The following is a 16,952-nucleotide window of genomic DNA, read 5'->3' as shown; positions in this document are numbered from 1 at the left end:
CAAATGAACACAGAGGTTCCTTATTGCAAAAGCAGCGCAAACGGTAACGTGGCGTCACCAAGCCACCGTGCGCTGTTGGCGACGACCTACGCGATGCGGTCCCGCCACGGGTAAAATGCCAGATTGCGCTGCCAGCGCATGCAATCAATTGCTGACCGCCTCTGTGCGGCAAGGAAATCGCCTTGATCAAGTGGATTATCGTAGCCCTCTATCTGGGCTCCATTCTGTACGTGCACTTTCGCGGCAAGGTGCGCCTGAAATTCTGGCGCCAGATGTTCGACCACTCGGCCGTAGTCGCGCCGGTCAACTGCTTCATGTACGCGTTTTCGGGCGTGCCGCAGACGCCGTATGTGCCGGTCGAGCGCTTTCCGGATCTGGAAAAGCTGCAGGCCGCGTGGCCGCAGATCCGCGACGAAGGCCTGGCGCTCATCAACCTGCGCAAGATCAAGGCTGCCGAGAAGAACGACGACGCCGGCTTCAACTCGTTCTTCAAGAATGGCTGGAAGCGTTTCTACCTGAAGTGGTACGAAGCCCATCACCCTTCAGCTGAACAGCTCTGCCCCCAGACCGTCGCGCTGCTGCGTGACCTACCCAGCGTGAAGGCAGCGATGTTTGCCGAGCTGCCGCCGGGCGGCAAGCTGAATCCGCACCGTGATCCATTTGCCGGCTCGCTGCGCTATCACCTTGGCCTGTCCACGCCCAACGACGACCGCTGCTTCATCGAAGTCGACGGCGAGCGCCACAGCTGGCGCGACGGCCAGGGCGTAGTCTTTGACGAGACCTATCTGCACTGGGCCGAAAACGCCTCCGACAAGGATCGCCTGATCCTCTTCTGTGATATCGAACGCCCGATGAAATTCGGCTGGGCACAGCGCATCAACAAATGGCTGGGCCGCAAGGTCATGACTGCTGCCAGCTCGCCCAACGATGATGGCGACCAAACCGGCGGCATCAACAAGCTGTTCCGCTACGTGTGGGTGATGGGCCAGTATCGCCGCCGCTTCAAGGCATGGAACCGCAAGGTCTATTACGTGGTGAAGTTCGGCCTGATCATTGGCGTGGCAGCGTTGATCATCTGGATCTGACCGCCAACCCTCCCCCTCTCCTGCTTTGCACAAAGAACCGGCCTGAAGCGCCGGTTTTTTGTTGCGCGTGACAAAGCTACCTGCATTGCGGTCGGCTTGCGTTTTTACAAAGCAGTGAAGCAAAAGCGCCACATGGGGCACAAATCTCGCCTAATGTCAGGAATTGAGCGCTCCGGCGCTTATGCGATATGGCGGGCACGCCGCTTGCTCCACCTTGGTCGACACCCTTGCTCAATGCATGGGACCGAGTCAGAGCCGGGATGCGCGTGTGCCTGTGTCCCTCGTCAACAACAAAGACAGTGAGATCAATCGCCATGAAAAAGAACCTCATTAGCCGCCAGACCATCGTCACCCGCGCCGCCGCGCTTGCTGCTGTCGCACTGCTCGGTACCCAGATCGCGGCCTGTACCACGACCAGCCCCAATGCACAGGGCTCCGACGTGATGTCGTCCACCAACAAGCACGCCACCACCAACTCGCAGGCCGATTCCGTGCTCTCGCGCCTGTACACCACGGCCAACGGCTCCCGCGAGCTGGTCGGACGCGCCAAGGGCGTGCTCGTGTTCCCGTCGGTGCTGAACGCCGGCTTTGTGGTGGGTGGCCAATACGGCGAAGGCGTGCTGCGCACCGGCGGCGGGCGTCCGCTGGGCTACTACAACATCGCCTCCGCTTCGGTGGGCTTCCAGGCTGGTGCGCAATCGCGTGCGCTCATCATCCTGTTCATGACGGATGAAGCGCTGCAGAAATTCCAGGCTAGCCAAGGCTGGACAGCCGGCGTGGATGCCACCGTGGCGCTGGCAAAGATCGGCGCGAACGGCGCGGTCGATACCAACACCGCACAGCAGCCGATCATCGGCTTCAACCTGACCAACGCGGGCCTGATGGCCGGCGCGTCGATCGAGGGCACGAAGATCACGAAGCAGAACAACTGACCGGCGCTTCGCTGCACGCCAATGCCGCCGTCTCGTACGGCGGTTTTTTTTTGCGCGGAACCCGCATGAAGCGTTGCAGCAATGTTGCAGCCCTAGGGAAATCCGGAGGGGCGACGCGAGGCTTCTCAGCTAGCATCGTCCGGCCGATGCTGCGGTGCACGCTGCCGTATCGGCATACGACAAAACAATCACCCAGAAAAAAGGGGGAGACATGACAGGTCGCAACGCTGCGTTGCGCAGCGCCATTGCATGCGCGTGGCTGGCGGGATTGTTGCTGGCGTCTGGCCAGGCGATGGCCGAACCGGGCATCACCGACACCAAGATCGTCATCGGCCAGACCGCCGGCTTCACGGGCCCCGCCGGCGAGCAGGTCAAGGAGATGACGCAGGGCGCCAAGCTCTACTTGGATGCCGTGAACCGCGCGGGCGGCGTGAATGGACGCAAGATCGAGCTGATCTCGGAAGACGACGGCTTTGATGCGGCTGCCTCGAAGAAGCACGCGCACGCGCTGCTGCTCGATAAACAGGTCTTTGCCCTCTTCCTGCCGCGCGGCACCCCGAATACCGAGGCGATCATGACCGAAGCCCGGCCGGTGGGCGCGCCGGTGGTGGCGCCGTCCACCGGTGCCTCAACGTTCTTCGATCAGCCCGATCCGCTGCTCTTCGTCGTGCGCGCGAAATACCAGGCAGAGATTGCCGAGCTGGTGCATTACTTCGACACGCTAGGCTTGCGACGCCTCGCGCTGGTCAACGTGAACGACACCTTCGGCAAGGACACCGAGATCGGCTTCAACAACGCCACGAAAAAGCTTCCCGCCGACGCGCACAGCATCCTCACCGTCGACCGCCTGAAACCGGACGTCGCCAAGGCGGCCGCAGACGTTGGCAAGTTCGCGCCGCAAGCGGTGATCCTGGCCTGCCCGGGCACGACTGCGCGCGCCATGATCGAGGCGCTCAACAAGCAAGGCACGGTGACGCAGATTGCGGCGCTGTCCAACAACGCCGGCTTGGCGTTTGCGAAATCGCTCGGGGCGCTGGGGCGCGGCGTTGTGATCTCACAGGTGATGCCGTCACCGGTGCGCTCGACCTCATTGCTGGGACGGGAGCTGGAGTCCAGCGCGAAGTCTGCCGGCGTGACGCCGTCGTACGCGATGATGGAAGGCTACGCAGCCGCGCGCGTGCTGGTCGAGGGGCTCAAGCGTGCAGGCAAGTCGCCCACGCGGGCCAGCTTTGTCTCGGGGCTGGAATCGGCCGGCACGATCGACCTGGGCGGCCTGGAAGTCCACTACGGTCCAAACCTGCGTAAGGGATCGAACTATGTCGAGCTGACAGTGATCGGGCCGAACGGCACCTTCGTGAAATAGATGTGGTTGCGCTGCGGTGCAGCCTGCCTCGGCAGTTGTTGCACCGCAGGAAATAGCGGTTGCCAGCGAAAAACGCATGAGTACATAAGAAAATACTATTTGGAACTCGCATACTGCCTCTACCAGAATGCACGAACTACATGCATGACTGGGATCAAACAGGCGGATGGAACTCCGACAACTCGAAGCGTTTGCCGCGGTCATGTCGACCGGCAGCGTCACCGCGGCGGGCAAGCTGCTGGGACGCTCGCAGCCCGCCATCAGCCGGCTCATCCAGGATCTGGAAGCTGAAATCGGCTATGCCCTGTTCACCCGCGCGGGGCCGCGCGTCTCGCCGACGGAGCAAGGTTTCCTGCTGTACGAAGACGTTGAGCATACGCTGATCAGCTTACGGCAGATCCGCACGCGTGCCGAAGAAATCGCGCGCGGCGAGGCACGCCCGCTGCGCCTGGCAGCGACGTCCGCGTTGGCGGCCGGCTTGCTGCCCGCGGCCTTGGCCGATGAGCCGGAACTCGCGCAGCACATCCAGATTCGCAGCGCCTCGCCCGAGCAGGTTGTGCACGCGGTGCTCACCGGCGCGGCAGACCTTGGCCTCAGCAGCCTGCCGCTGGAGCATCGTGGCGTCACCGTGCACTGGATCGGCGAAGCGGCGTGCGTGGCTGCCGTGCAGACACACGACCCGCTCGCCGCCGGCAAGCGCGTCGCATTGGCCGATTGCGCCCGACAGCGCATCATCACCATGCACAACCCCTATCGATTGCGCCGACGCCTGGACCAAGCGCTGGCGAAGGCCGGCGTGGAACCCACCGCGCTCATCGAGACGAACGCCTCGCTGAATGCGCTGACCGCCGTGCGTGCGGGCCTGGGTGTCGCGTTGCTGGAGCCCGTGACGGCGTACGGCGTGCCGATCGACGGCGTGACCGTGCGCCCGATCGACGCCGACATCCCCTTCTTCTTTGGCGTGATCACGCCTGAGGCCAGGCGGCCCTCGGCGGCGGTGACCTCACTGACCGACGCCCTCGCGCGCGCGGCACAGCGCCTGCTGCCGGACTGCAAGCTGCACGATCCGGCACGCCATGCCAGCATGCTGCAGATGGTGTATGGCGAATCCATCAACGAAACCGAAGGCGCGTCCGCATGACCGTTGCACCACAAGACAACGCGCTGCAAGTCACCGGGCTCGCCGCGCTGGAAGCCCGCTTGCATCAGGACCTCTCGTGGCTCGAACTTCCCGCAAAAAACTGGACGCTGCCCCACACGTTGGAAGGGCAGCCCGTGCTGGATGTGGCCGTCATCGGGGGCGGCATGGCCGGCCTGGCGGCAGCCGCATCGCTCAAGCATCTCGGCATCGGCGTGGTGATATTCGACCGCTCCCCGGCCGGCTTCGAAGGCCCGTGGGCAACGACCGCGCGCATGGAAACGCTGCGCTCGCCCAAACAGCTGACCGGCCCCGCGCTCGGCCTGCCGGCGTTGACGTTTCGCGCATGGTTTGAGGCGCAGTTCGGCACCGATGCGTGGGAGGTGCTCGACAAGATTCCGCGCCTGCAATGGATGGACTACCTGCGCTGGTACCGCCGCGTGCTGCAACTGGACGTGCGCAACGATCATTACGTGAAGGCGATCCACCCGCGCGTGGATGGCGCCGTTGAATTGCTGATCGACGCGCCGGGCCAACTGACGCAGCGTGTGTTTGCGCGCCGCGTGGTGCTGGCTACCGGCCGTGATGGGTTGGGCGGCCCATCCGTGCCCGACTTCGCGCATCGGCTGCCGCGCCGCTGGTGGGCCCATTCGTCTGACGAGATGGACTACGGCGCGCTTGCCGGCAAGCGCGTGGGCGTGATCGGCGCTGGCGCGTCTGCCATGGATTCGGCTGCCACGGCGCTTGAGGTTGGCGCTGCCAGCGTCGACATGCTGATCCGCCGCCCCGACCTGCCGCGCGTGAACAAGGGCAAGGGCGCCGGCAGCCCGGGGCTCGTGCACGGCCACCTGCACCTGCCCGACGCATGGAAATGGCGCATCCGCCATTACATCAATGTCGAGCAGGTCCCTCCGCCGCGCGGCAGCACGCTGCGTGTGTCGCGACATCCGAATGCGCGCTTCAACCTCGGTTGCGGCATCCTGGGCGTGGACGAGCACGACGGCGTGCTGCACGTGGCCACCACAAAGGGCGTATTCCAGTTGGACTTCCTGATCTTCTCGACAGGCTTTCGCACCGACTGGGCCGCGCGCCCGGAATTCAGCGCACTGGCACCGCACATTCGCCAATGGCGCGACCGCTACACCCCGCGCCCCGGCGAGGAAGACGCTGAACTCGCCGATTCGCCCGACCTCGGCCACGCGTTCGAATTTCGCGAGAAGACGCCCGGCACGCTGCCCGGCCTGTCGCGCGTGCATTGCTTCTGTTATCCGGCGTCGGTCACGCACGGCAGTGTCTCGGGCGACATCCCGGCCATCAGCGAAGGTGCGAAGCGGCTGGCGCAGGGCATTGCCGGGTTGCTGTACCAGGAAGACATCGACGCGCACTACGCCGCCATCCAGGCCTACGCCGAGCCGGAGATCTTCGGCGATGAATGGACCCCCGCCCCACCGCCCGGTGTGGAAGCAAATGCCACTTCCGGCCAGGAGGCTGCACGATGACAGGTTGGCTAATCCGCCGCATCGGCCAGGCGCTGCTGGTCGTGCTGGTGATGACGGTGATCGTCTTCATCGGTCTGCACGCCATCGGCAACCCGGTCGACATCCTGATCGGCCAGGACGTGGACCAGATCGACCGCGCACGCATCATTGCCGAGTTGGGTCTGGACAAGCCGCTGTGGGAGCAGTACCTCGCCTTCCTGAACGGCGCGCTGCACGGCAATCTGGGCAAGAGCTTCGTCTACAACGAGCCAGCCATCCAACTGATCCTGCAGCGCCTGCCGGCCACGCTGGAGCTAGCGTTTTCGGCGCTGATCATCGCGGTGGTGATCGGCGTGCCGCTGGGGCTGTTCGCCGGGTTGTATCCGCGCCATCCGGTGTCGCGCCTGCTCATGACGGGCAGTGTGGTGGGCTTTTCGCTGCCGACGTTCTGGGTGGGCCTGATGCTCATCATGGCGTTCAGCGTGAGCCTGGGCTGGCTGCCCGCCAGCGGGCGCGGCGAAACGGCACGCCTCTTCGGCATCGAATGGTCGTGGCTAACGGTGGATGGCCTGCGGCACCTTGTGCTGCCGGCGGTCAACCTGTCGCTGTTCAAGCTCTCGCTGGTGCTGCGGCTGACCTCTGCCGGCGTGCGCGAGGTACTGCCGCAGGACTTCGTGAAATTCGCGCGTGCCAAGGGCCTGTCGCCGCTGCGCGTGGTGCTGGCGCACGTGCTGCGCAATACGCTGATCCCGCTGGTGACGGTGCTCGGCCTGGAGCTGGGCTCGACCATCGCCTTTGCGGTGGTGACGGAGAGCATCTTCGCGTGGCCCGGCGCGGGCAAGCTGATTCTCGATAGCATCAACTCGCTGGACCGGCCGGTCATCGTGTCCTACCTCATCGTGGTGGTGTGCCTGTTCGTGTCGCTCAACCTGATCGTCGACATCCTGTATCGGATGCTGGACCCACGCGTGCGTGCGGCCGATAACGCGGAGGCTGCATGATGAATACGACTTCGCAATCCACGACGGCGACGACGGTGTCAGCCCCGCGCAGGCAATCACCCTGGCGGCGCGTGGCGTCGGATTTCCTCGCCTCCAAGGCCGCTATCTTCGGGCTGGTCGTTGTGGTGGTGCTGATTCTGGCCGCGCTGGCCGCACCCTGGATCACGCCGCAGAATCCGTACGACCTGATGCAGCTCGACGTGCTCGACTCGCGACTGCCACCCGGGTCGCCTTCCGGCACGGGCACGTTCACGTATTGGCTCGGGACGGATGGCCAGGGGCGTGACTTATATTCCGGCATCCTTTATGGCCTGCGCATCAGCCTGGGTGTGGGGATCGGTTCGGCAGCCGTGGCGGCGGTGATCGGTACGTTGATGGGGCTGATTGCGGCGTATGCCGGCGGCCGCGTCGATAGCCTCATCATGCGCACGGTCGACCTGCTGCTGTCGTTCCCATCCGTGCTGGTGGCGATGATGATCCTCGCCTATCTCGGCAAGAGCATCACGAATGTCGTGCTGACGCTGGTGCTGCTGGAGTGGGCGTATTACGCGCGGACTGTGCGCGGGCAAGCGCTGGTCGAGCGTCGCCGCGAATACGTAGAAGCCGCGCGTTCGCTCGCCCTGCCCGGCTGGCGCATCGCGCTCAGGCACATCCTGCCGAACTGCCTGCCGCCGCTGATCGTCGTGGGCACGCTGCAGGTGGCGCGCGCGATCACGCTGGAGGCCACGCTGTCGTTCCTGGGCCTGGGCGTGCCGATTACCGAGCCGTCTCTTGGTCTGCTGATTTCCAACGGATACCAATACATGCTCTCAGGCCAGTACTGGATCAGTTTCTATCCGGGCATCGCGCTGTTGCTGGCGCTGGTGGCCATCAACCTGGTGGGCGACCGCCTGCGTGAAGTGCTGAACCCGAGGACGCAACGATGACGGCGTCCACCAACGCGACCACCCTCGAAGTCCGGAACCTGCGCACACATTTCTTCACGCGCGAAGGCGTGCTGCCGGCGGTGGATGATGTGTCGTTCTCGCTCGCGCGCGGGCGCATCCTCGGGCTGGTGGGCGAGTCGGGCTCAGGCAAGTCCGTCACCGGCTTCTCGATCATGGGCCTGGTGGACCCGCCCGGCCGCGTGGTCGGCGGCGAGATCCTCTACCAAGGGCGCGACCTCACCAAACTGCCTCCGCGCGAATTACGCAAGCTGCAGGGCAACCGCATCGCCATGGTCTTCCAGGACCCGATGATGACGCTCAACCCCGTGCTGCGCATCGATGCCCAGATGATCGAGGCCGTGCGCGCGCACAGCAGCATGAGCCACAAACAGGCGTGGGACCATGCGCGCGACACGCTCGGTCTGATGGGCATTCCGAGCCCCGAAGAACGGCTGCGCGCCTATCCGCATCAGCTTTCGGGCGGCATGCGCCAGCGCGTGGCGATTGCCATTGCGATGCTGCATCGGCCCGACCTGATCATTGCCGACGAACCGACCACGGCGCTGGACGTGACCATCCAAGCGCAGATCCTGTCCGAAGTGCAGAAGCTCGCGCGCATGCACGGCACGGCGCTGATCTGGATCACGCATGACCTGTCTGTCGTGGCCGGGCTGGCCGACGAGGTGGCCGTGATGTACGCCGGGCGCATCGTCGAACACGGGCCGGTGGATGCCGTGCTCGATGCCCCGCTGCACCCCTACACCATGGGCCTGATCGACAGCCTGCCCAGCGAGAACCGCCGCGGCCAGCGCCTGCGCCAGATTCCCGGCATGACACCGAACCTGCTGTCGCTGCCCGCGGGCTGCGCGTTTGCGGCGCGCTGCCCGCGCGCCACCGATGTCTGCGGCGCCGCTCCGGAAATCACCCAACTGATACCTGAGCGCCTCGTGCGCTGTTTCCATCCGGGCGCGCAGCACGCGTCCTCGCGGGAGGTCGCATGAGCACACCTCTCGTTGAACTCAAACAGGTCAGCAAACGCTTTGGCGATCGCAAGGTCGGCGCGGCCGATCGCGTTCTGCAGCGCTTTGGCCTGGCGCATCCGCCGGCGATTGTTCGTGCGGTCGACGGTGTCGACCTTGCGATCCAGCCCGGTGAAGTCGTGGGGCTCGTCGGCGAATCGGGCTGCGGCAAGTCCACACTCGGCCGCATTGCTGCGGGCTTGATGCCGCCCTCGGCCGGCGAGGTGCGCGTGGACGGCAAGGCTGTCGACACGCTTTCCGCAGAAGAAGCCCGCGCGGCGCGCCTGAAGATCCAGATGATCTTTCAGGACCCGTACGCGAGCCTCAACCCGCGCCTGCGCGTGGAAGAGATCGTTGGCGAGGCGGCACGCGTGCATGGCCTGACCGACCGCGCCAACTTTACCGACTACGTCGCTGCGCAGATGCAGCGCGCGGGCCTGGACCCCGCCCTGCGCGACCGCTACCCGCATCAGTTCAGCGGCGGCCAGCGGCAGCGCATCGGCATCGCGCGCGCGCTGGCGGTGCAGCCGTCGATGCTCGTCTGCGATGAGGCGGTGGCCGCGCTGGACGTGTCGATCCAGGCGCAGATCCTGAACCTGTTCATGGACCTGCGCGAGCAGCTCAACCTGACCTACCTGTTCATCAGCCACGACCTTGGCGTGGTGGAGCACCTCTCGGACCGCGTGGTGATCATGTATCTCGGCCGCGTGGTGGAATCGGCGACGGCGGAGGAAGTGTTCCGCCGCCCGAACCATCCTTACACGCAGACATTGCTGGCGGAGATCCCGCGTCTGTCGGCCCGGCACAAGACGTTCACCGCCATTCAGGGTGAGATGCCGAGCCCGCTGCACCCGCCCACCGGCTGCCATTTCCACCCGCGATGCCCGCACGCCATGCCCCGCTGCAAGACCGAAACACCGACGCTGCGCGGCATTGCGGTCAACCACGTCAGCGCCTGCCACTTGAACGACGCGATCTGAACGATCTGCAATAAGCCAACGATTCCAACAAAAAGGGAAAAGGGAAATCAACGTGAAACGCCTCCTCGCTTCATCGCTTGCCGTTGCCGTGCTGACTGCCGCTGGCGCTGTCAGCGCGCAGACGCTGAACATCGCCTTTGCCGATCCGCTGTCGTCGCTGGACCCTCAGTTGAACAACCACGCTGGCGACCGCTCCGTCGACGTGCATTTCTGGGATCTGCTGGTTGAAAACAAGTGGAACAAGCTGCAGCCGGGCCTGGCGCTGTCGTGGAAGACGCTGGACCCGAAGACCTGGGAATTCAAGCTGCGCCCGAACGTGAAATGGCACGACGGCCAGCCGTTTACGGCCGATGACGTCATCTTCTCGTACCAACGCGCGCGCAGCGTGCCGGGCAGCGTGGCAACGTTCGCCGGCTATCTGCGCACGGTGGAGTCCGTCACGGCCAAAGACCCGCTCACGCTGATCATCAAGACGAACATCCCAAACCCGGACCTGCCGCTGAACCTCGCATCCGTGCACATCGTCAGCAAGCACGTGGGGGAAAAATCGTCGACTGAGGACTACAACGCCGGCCGCGCCGTGGTGGGCACGGGCCCGTACAAGTTCGTCTCGTATGTGCCTGGCGACCGCGTGGTGATGGCGCGCAACGACAACTACTGGGGCGGCAAACAACTCTGGGAGAAGGTCAACTACCGCTACATCAACAACGCTGCTGCGCGCACGGCCAACCTGCTCTCAGGCGAAGTGGATGTTATCGACAAGGTGTCGGTGTCTGACCTTGCCCGCCTACGCCAGTCGCCCAACGTGAAGGTGTTCGCCTATCCGGGCCTGCGCGTGATGCTGCTGCAACCGAGCTTCCGCAAGGGGCCGAACGATTACATCACCGGCAACGACGGCAAGCCGCTGCCGAACAATCCGCTGCTGGATGTGCGCGTGCGCCGCGCGCTGTCGCTCGCCATCGACCGCAAGGCCATCGTCGACCGCATCCTGCAAGGCGCCGCCACCGTCGCCAACCAGTGGATGCCGTCGGACACGTACGGCTACAACCCCGACGTGAAGGACATCGCCTACGACCCGGCGCAGGCCAAGAAGCTGCTGGCCGACGCGGGCTTTCCGCAGGGCTTCAACCTCGTGATGCACGTGCCGAACGACCGTTACCCGCAAGGCCCCGAAACAGCGCAGGCGGTGGCGCAGTTCTGGACCCGCATCGGCGTGAAGGCGCGCGTGGAAGTGGTGCCCTGGTCGGTCTACTCCGGCCGCGCCAACAAGAATGAATATGCGATGAGCATGCTGGCGTGGGGCAACGGCACGGGCGAGGCAAGCTACGCGCTGGTCAACGTGCTGGCCACGGTCGACACCAAGAAGGGACTGGGTGCCTCCAACTGGGGGCACTACAGCAACCCCGCCGTGGACAACGCGCTGAACGCCTCCACTGAAGAGTTCAACGTGGAAAAGCGCGCGGCCATCCTGCGCCACTCGGTCAAGCTGGTGTCGGATGACGTGGGCGTGATGCCGCTGTACCACTACCAGAACGTGTGGGCCGCCAAGAAGGGCCTGAAGGTAACGCCGATGACGAGCGATCGCACGGCAGCCCAAATGGTCACCAAGGACGGCAAGTAAGCGCCATGGGAACGCTCGCGCTCAGCGTCACGCCGGCGGATGACCTGATCGACGTATCGCGCGGCATCGTCGTGACGGGGCTTGTGCCCGGCGCCCAGGTCGGCATCGTCGCGCAAACGCGTCGCGGCAACGGCGTGCTGTGGCACAGCCGCGCCGCGTTCGTCGCCGACGCCCAAGGCACCGTGAACCTCACGCGCGACGCTCCCGTCTCGGGCGACTACACCGGCGTCAGCGCGATGGGCCTTATCTGGAGCCAGCGCCCCGACGACGGCAAGGCGCGCGACGTGTTTGCGCTGTCGGCAACAGAGCCGTTGACGACCACGCTCACCGCCACTGCCAACGGTGAGTCGGTCCACGCCAGCTTCCTACAACGGCTGGCCGCGCCGGGCGTGACTCGCCACGATGTGCGCGCGCCGGACAACGAAGAGGGCCTGGTCGGCACGCTGTACCTGCCCGACCCGTACGCGCACCCGGGCCCGCGCCCGGCCGTGCTCATCCTCAACGGGTCGGGCGGCGGCATCAACGAACCGCGCGCGGCGCTGTATGCCTCGCACGGTTATGCGGCATTCGCGCTGGCGTACTTCAAGGCGCCGGGGCTGTCGGACTACATCTCGAATACGCCGCTGGAATATTTCGAGCGCGCGCTCGCCTGGCTGCGCAAACGCGTGGCGCCGCTGCACGACTTCGTTGCCGTGAGCGGGCAGTCGCGTGGAGGTGAACTGGCATTGCTGCTGGGCGCGACATTCCCTGAGGCGGTGTCTGCAGTCATCGGCTACGTGCCGGGCGCCGTCGTGCACAGCGGGCAGAACGCCGCGGACCCTGCTGTCGGCCGCGAAGGCCCGACGTGGCTGTATCGCGGTCAGCCGCTGCCGCACCTGTGGGAAGGCAACCGCACCGCTTCCTGGGCACCGTTTGACGAGGGCCCCGCGCCGCATCGGCATGAACGCGCTATCCGCACGGCGCTGCAGGATGCCGACGCCGTGGCGCGCGCGCGTATCCGCATCGAGCACGCACGCGGGCCGGTGCTGCTGCTCTCGGCCGCGGATGACGGCTCCTGGCCCTCAAGCGACTACGCGCGCATGGTGACGGCCAAACTGGCCGAGGTACGCCACCCCTACCCTGTCCAGCACTTCGATTACGAAGGCGCGGGCCACGCCATCGTGTTCCCGTACGTGCCGACCACGCAGCTCGTCTATGCGCATCCGGTGTCGGGCCGCATCAGCACCGGCGGCGGCGAGCCACGCGCCAACGCCCGCGCGGACGCCCAATCGTGGGCAGCGGTGCGACGCTTCCTCGCCAGCGCGGTGGCTGCGCGCGGCGCCTCCGTACCTGATTCTCGGAGTCTTTCATCGATGGATTTCACGCCCGCACAAGATGTGGTCGACCAGGTTGCCGACCTTGGCGACGGCAGCCCCACGCATGCGCTGCGCCACGCCCGCGAAAAGGTCGCAACGGCCACCCAGGGCAGCTACGACGCATTGTTCGACGCTGCCTTGCCCGGCCTCACGCTGGGCGAACGCTTGCTCGTGGCGCTGTACGCGTGCCGTCTGACGCCCGCGCCGGAACTGGCTGACCACTACCGCGCACGCCTCGCGAACACGCCGGTCGACGCAATTGCGCTGCAAGCGGTGGACCATGGCGATATCGACACGCTGACCGACGCGCGCCTGCACGCCATCCTCACCTTCACGCGCACGCTCGTGGAGCGCCCCATCGAGGGGGACCGAGACGCGCTGTTGCGCTTGCCCGCAGCGGGCCTCGCCACGGCCGACGTGGTAACGCTCGCGCAGCTCATCGCCTTCCTGTCGTATCAGACGCGGCTCGTCGCCGGCTTGCGTGCACTTGGCGAAGCCGCCGGCACCGGCAGCGCCACTGCCTCCACGGAGACCGCAGCATGACCGAGATCATCCGCGCCCACGGCTTCACCAACGAATCGCTGGAGTGGCACGCGTGGCTCGATGTGGTCGACCTCGACCGCGCCACGCCCGAGCAGATCGCCGTGCTGGAAGAAAGCCACCCGAAGGCAAAAACGTCTGACTACTACCGTTTTCTCGTTCACCAGCCAGAGATCCTGCGTCAGCGCTCGGCGGCGTTCAACGCGATCATGTATGCGCCGGGCGGCCTGTCGCGTGCGGAGCGCGAACTCGCCAGCGCCGTGGTGTCGCGCGTCAACGGCTGCGTGTATTGCGCGTCTGTCCACGCGCAGCGCTTCGAGCAGCTTGCCAAGCGCAACGACGTGATCAAGCAGGTTTTTGAAGACCCGCACATCGCAGGCACGAATGCGCGTGAGCGTGCCATCGTGCTGTTCTCGATCGACCTGACACTGCGCCCGGGCGATGTGCGCGGCGAAGACCTGCAGCCCCTCAAGGCCGCTGGCCTGACCGACGCGGAGATTCTCGACCTGATCCACGCGGTGGCCATCTTTGCGTGGGCGAATCGACTGATGCTGAATTTGGGCGAACCCGTGTTTCCGGACGCAACCTGAGCTGGGCAGCACCCCTCCAAAGAGAAAGCCGCAGGCGCGAACCTGCGGCTTTTTCGTTTTCAATGCAGCAGCGTCACACCATCGGTAGTTGCCGCACCGGCTTGCCGGTCAACTGCGCCACGGCATGGGCCACGGCCGGAGCGATTGGCGGCACACCCACCTCGCCCATCCCGCTGGGCTCTGCCGTGCTCGGCACGATGTGCGTTTCGATGACAGGCGTCTCGGCCATCTTGAGCGCCGGATAGTCCGGAAAATTCGACTGCACGACCTGCCCGTTCTTGATATCGATCCGGCCATACAGCGCTGCCGTCAGGCCAAAAATGACCGCGCTTTCCATCTGCTGCGCAACGATGCCCGGATTGACCACCGTGCCGCAATCGACCGCGCACACAACGCGATGCACGCGCGGCTTGCCGTCCTTCATCGACACCTCCACGACCTGCGCGACCACGGAGCCGAAGCTCGGGTGCAAGGCAATGCCGCGTGCACGGGGTGCGCCGTCGGCGGCTGGTGCCAGCGGCTGTCCCCAACCGGCCGCCTGCGCTGCCGTGTCCAACACCTTCAACTCACGCGGATGGGCCTTCAGCAAGTCACGCCGCATCGCCAACGGGTCAAGCTTGGCTGCCGCCGCCACGTCGTTGAGAAAGCCCTCCATGAAGAACCCGTTGTACGAGTGCCCCACGCTGCGCCAGAACCCCACGGGAACCGGCAGATCGACTGCCAGGTGCGCGATGTGCTCGTGCTCGATTTCGTACGGCAGATCGAACAGGCCTTCGGCGGTGTAGCGGTCGATACCCACAGACGGCGCACCGAACAGGCGATCCAGCTCGCCCGCCAGAATCGATTGTCCGGCGCTGCGCGACGCAATCGCCGTGACCTTGCCGTTCTCGACACGCGCCTTGAGCCGTGCGATGGCCTGCGGGCGATAAAAGTCGTGGCGAACGTCCTCTTCACGCGACCAGATGACCTGCACGGGCTTGCCTTCGGTCTTTGTGGCGATGGTGACGGTCTGGCCGATGAAATCCGATTCCAGCCGCCGCCCGAAGCCGCCGCCGATCAACGGGATGTCGATACGCACCTTGTCGCCGCTGACACCCGCCGCGCGCGCCGCCACCAGTTGCGCGAGCGTGGCGACCTGCGTGGGCGCCCAGAGATGCACGCCGTCCGCCGTTACCTGCGCAGTGCAGTTGATCGGCTCCATCGTCGTGTGCGCGAGATACGGCGCGGTGTACTCCGCTTCGACGATGGTGGCGCCATCGGCCTTGTCGAAGGCTTTCAGGCCATCGCCCATCGAGCGGTACGTGAAGCCGCCCTTGTCGCTGTCGAGCGCGCTGACAAGCTGCTGCCGGATGCCTTCGGAATCGAGCTTGGCATGCGGGCCGTTGTCCCACACGGGTTCCAGCGCTGCCAGCGCCTGACGCGCCTGCCAGTAATGATCTGCCACCACTGCCACGCCAGGTGCGCCGCCGGCGGTGCCCTCGAACGGCACCACGTAACGCACGCCCGGCATGCCAAGCGCGGCCTTCGATTGGAAGGTCTTGAGCTTGCCGCCAAACACCGGGCACATCACGACGGCGGCATACAGCATGCCGGGCAGGCGCGTGTCGATGGAGAAACGCGCGCTGCCATCTGTCTTGGCCGCGAGATCGTTACGCGGCGCCGGCTTGCCGATCAACTGGTATTGCGAAGCCGGCTTGAGCGTGACAGTGGACGGCGCAGAAATACCGCGCGCCGACTTAGCCATGCCGCCAAACGTGGATTGCTTGCCGCCGGGGCCAATCAACTGGCCTTCGCGGATGCTGACTTGCGCAGCCGACACGTTCCATTCACGCGCTGCCGCCTCCACCAGCGCCGCACGCGCCGTGGCGGCGGCCTCGCGCACGGGCTGCCAGCCATCGGCGGTGCTGCTGCTGCCGCCGGTGATGATGAGGCCGATCTCGCGCGCACTCTTGGCCATGATCCAATGCAGTGCGCGTGCCCAGGTCTTGTCGGCGCTATCGGGGTGCAGCGGCAGCGAGCTGTCGCCCATGGCGACGACGTTGCCGTAGATGCGCTCCACGGGCGAGCTTTCGATGCTCACGCGCGAGAGCGGAATGTCCAGCTCTTCTGCCGCCAGCATCGAGAGCGCGGTGTGGATGCCCTGCCCCATCTCCACACGCGGCATCGCGAGCACGACATTGCCTTCGGGGGTGATCTTGATCCAGCCGTTCAGCGCAATCTCGCCGTTGTGCTCGGGGAAGACGCCCGGATCGCCCACGCGGCTGCGCGGCGGCATGACGCCCCAACCCACCACCAGTGCGCCACCAATGCCAAGCGCGCCGAGCAGGAAACGGCGGCGTCCGCTACGCGGTTTCGTTGTCTTCGCGTTCATGCGCGGGCCTCCCGCAACGCCTTGGCGGCGCGCTTGATGGCGGCGCGCATGCGCGGATATGTGCCGCAGCGGCAGATGTTGGTCATGGCCGCGTCGATGTCGGCATCGCTCGGATCGGGGTGTTGGGCAAGCAAATCCGCCGCGGCCATCAGCATGCCGGATTGGCAGTAGCCGCACTGGGGCACCTGCTCATCTATCCAGGCTTGTTGCAACGCGTGGCGTTTGCCCTCGGCGCCGGCAAGTCCCTCAATGGTAGTGATGTGCTTGCCGGCGACAGCCGCGACCGGCAGCACGCAGGACCGCACGGCCGTGCCGTCCACGTGCACCGTGCAGGCGCCGCATGCCGCAACGCCGCAGCCGAACTTCGTACCGGTCAGGTTCAGGTGGTCACGCAGCACCCACAACAGGGGCGTGGCCGGGTCGCAATCAACGCTGACCGGCTTGTGGTTGACGTCCAAATCCATGGGGCGGTGGTCTCCTTGGCTTGTGTGATTTTTTTGCTGGCCAAGCGTACGTTCAAACGGCTGAGGTCAGCAATAGTGGTCCACCTCGA

General features: G+C 65.5%; 14 protein-coding genes. 12 read left to right on the top strand and 2 right to left on the bottom strand.

Features of this window, described 5'->3' with window-relative positions; translation table 11 throughout:
* Positions 1 to 182: 182 nt before the first annotated feature.
* From lpxO to ACU8YE_RS19610, 12 genes are all read left to right on the top strand, one after another.
* Positions 183 to 1,085 (top strand): lipid A hydroxylase LpxO, encoded by a 903-nt coding sequence (gene lpxO, locus ACU8YE_RS19665; protein ID WP_232040357.1) that lies wholly within the window; start codon positions 183 to 185, stop codon positions 1,083 to 1,085.
* Positions 1,086 to 1,399: 314 nt separating this feature from the next.
* Positions 1,400 to 2,017 carry a BPSL1445 family SYLF domain-containing lipoprotein gene (locus tag ACU8YE_RS19660; protein ID WP_024975409.1) on the top strand — a complete coding sequence of 206 codons (618 nt, stop codon included), beginning with the start codon at positions 1,400 to 1,402 and terminating at the stop codon, positions 2,015 to 2,017.
* A 211-nt stretch (positions 2,018 to 2,228) separates the two neighbouring features.
* The gene (locus ACU8YE_RS19655) at positions 2,229 to 3,380 is read left to right on the top strand and encodes an ABC transporter substrate-binding protein (RefSeq protein ID WP_316871403.1); all 1,152 of its coding nucleotides are present in this window, start codon (positions 2,229 to 2,231) and stop codon (positions 3,378 to 3,380) included.
* Between the two features lie 166 nt (positions 3,381 to 3,546).
* Positions 3,547 to 4,521 (top strand): LysR family transcriptional regulator, encoded by a 975-nt coding sequence (locus ACU8YE_RS19650; RefSeq protein ID WP_446929403.1) that lies wholly within the window; start codon positions 3,547 to 3,549, stop codon positions 4,519 to 4,521.
* Entirely contained in the window at positions 4,518 to 6,017 is a 1,500-nt protein-coding gene (locus ACU8YE_RS19645; protein ID WP_446929402.1) for an FAD-dependent oxidoreductase, read from the top strand. Before ACU8YE_RS19650 ends, ACU8YE_RS19645 begins: the two co-directional genes overlap by 4 nt.
* Positions 6,014 to 6,997, top strand: a complete 984-nt coding sequence (locus tag ACU8YE_RS19640) for an ABC transporter permease (protein WP_260802294.1) — start codon at positions 6,014 to 6,016, stop codon at positions 6,995 to 6,997. The genes ACU8YE_RS19645 and ACU8YE_RS19640 overlap by 4 nt, the downstream gene beginning before the upstream one ends.
* Positions 6,994 to 7,923 carry an ABC transporter permease gene (locus ACU8YE_RS19635; protein ID WP_232040361.1) on the top strand — a complete coding sequence of 310 codons (930 nt, stop codon included), beginning with the start codon at positions 6,994 to 6,996 and terminating at the stop codon, positions 7,921 to 7,923. Before ACU8YE_RS19640 ends, ACU8YE_RS19635 begins: the two co-directional genes overlap by 4 nt.
* Positions 7,920 to 8,924 carry an ABC transporter ATP-binding protein gene (locus ACU8YE_RS19630; protein WP_446929401.1) on the top strand — a complete coding sequence of 335 codons (1,005 nt, stop codon included), beginning with the start codon at positions 7,920 to 7,922 and terminating at the stop codon, positions 8,922 to 8,924. The genes ACU8YE_RS19635 and ACU8YE_RS19630 overlap by 4 nt, the downstream gene beginning before the upstream one ends.
* Entirely contained in the window at positions 8,921 to 9,922 is a 1,002-nt protein-coding gene (locus ACU8YE_RS19625) for an ABC transporter ATP-binding protein (protein WP_232040363.1), read from the top strand. Before ACU8YE_RS19630 ends, ACU8YE_RS19625 begins: the two co-directional genes overlap by 4 nt.
* Before the next feature lie 52 nt (positions 9,923 to 9,974).
* A complete protein-coding gene (locus ACU8YE_RS19620) occupies positions 9,975 to 11,543 on the top strand; it encodes an ABC transporter substrate-binding protein (RefSeq protein WP_446929400.1) in 1,569 nt (522 codons plus the stop codon).
* Between the two features lie 5 nt (positions 11,544 to 11,548).
* Positions 11,549 to 13,441, top strand: coding sequence for a CMD domain protein (locus ACU8YE_RS19615; RefSeq protein ID WP_446929399.1), 1,893 nt, complete (start codon positions 11,549 to 11,551; stop codon positions 13,439 to 13,441).
* Positions 13,438 to 14,028 carry a peroxidase-related enzyme gene (locus ACU8YE_RS19610; protein WP_446929398.1) on the top strand — a complete coding sequence of 197 codons (591 nt, stop codon included), beginning with the start codon at positions 13,438 to 13,440 and terminating at the stop codon, positions 14,026 to 14,028. The genes ACU8YE_RS19615 and ACU8YE_RS19610 overlap by 4 nt, the downstream gene beginning before the upstream one ends.
* 73 nt (positions 14,029 to 14,101) lie before the next feature.
* On the opposite strand, the gene ACU8YE_RS19605 is transcribed toward ACU8YE_RS19610, so the two are convergent.
* Both ACU8YE_RS19605 and ACU8YE_RS19600 read right to left on the bottom strand, forming a co-directional pair.
* Positions 14,102 to 16,399 (bottom strand): molybdopterin cofactor-binding domain-containing protein, encoded by a 2,298-nt coding sequence (locus ACU8YE_RS19605; RefSeq protein WP_446929397.1) that lies wholly within the window; start codon positions 16,397 to 16,399, stop codon positions 14,102 to 14,104.
* Positions 16,396 to 16,863, bottom strand: coding sequence for a (2Fe-2S)-binding protein (locus ACU8YE_RS19600; protein WP_260802287.1), 468 nt, complete (start codon positions 16,861 to 16,863; stop codon positions 16,396 to 16,398). Before ACU8YE_RS19600 ends, ACU8YE_RS19605 begins: the two co-directional genes overlap by 4 nt.
* Between the last annotated feature and the right edge of the window lie 89 nt (positions 16,864 to 16,952).

Source organism: Ralstonia sp. VS2407 (genome assembly GCF_052950655.1).
The sequence above is the reverse complement of the archived record's forward strand: the minus strand, read 5'-3'. Positions and strand labels throughout refer to the sequence as shown.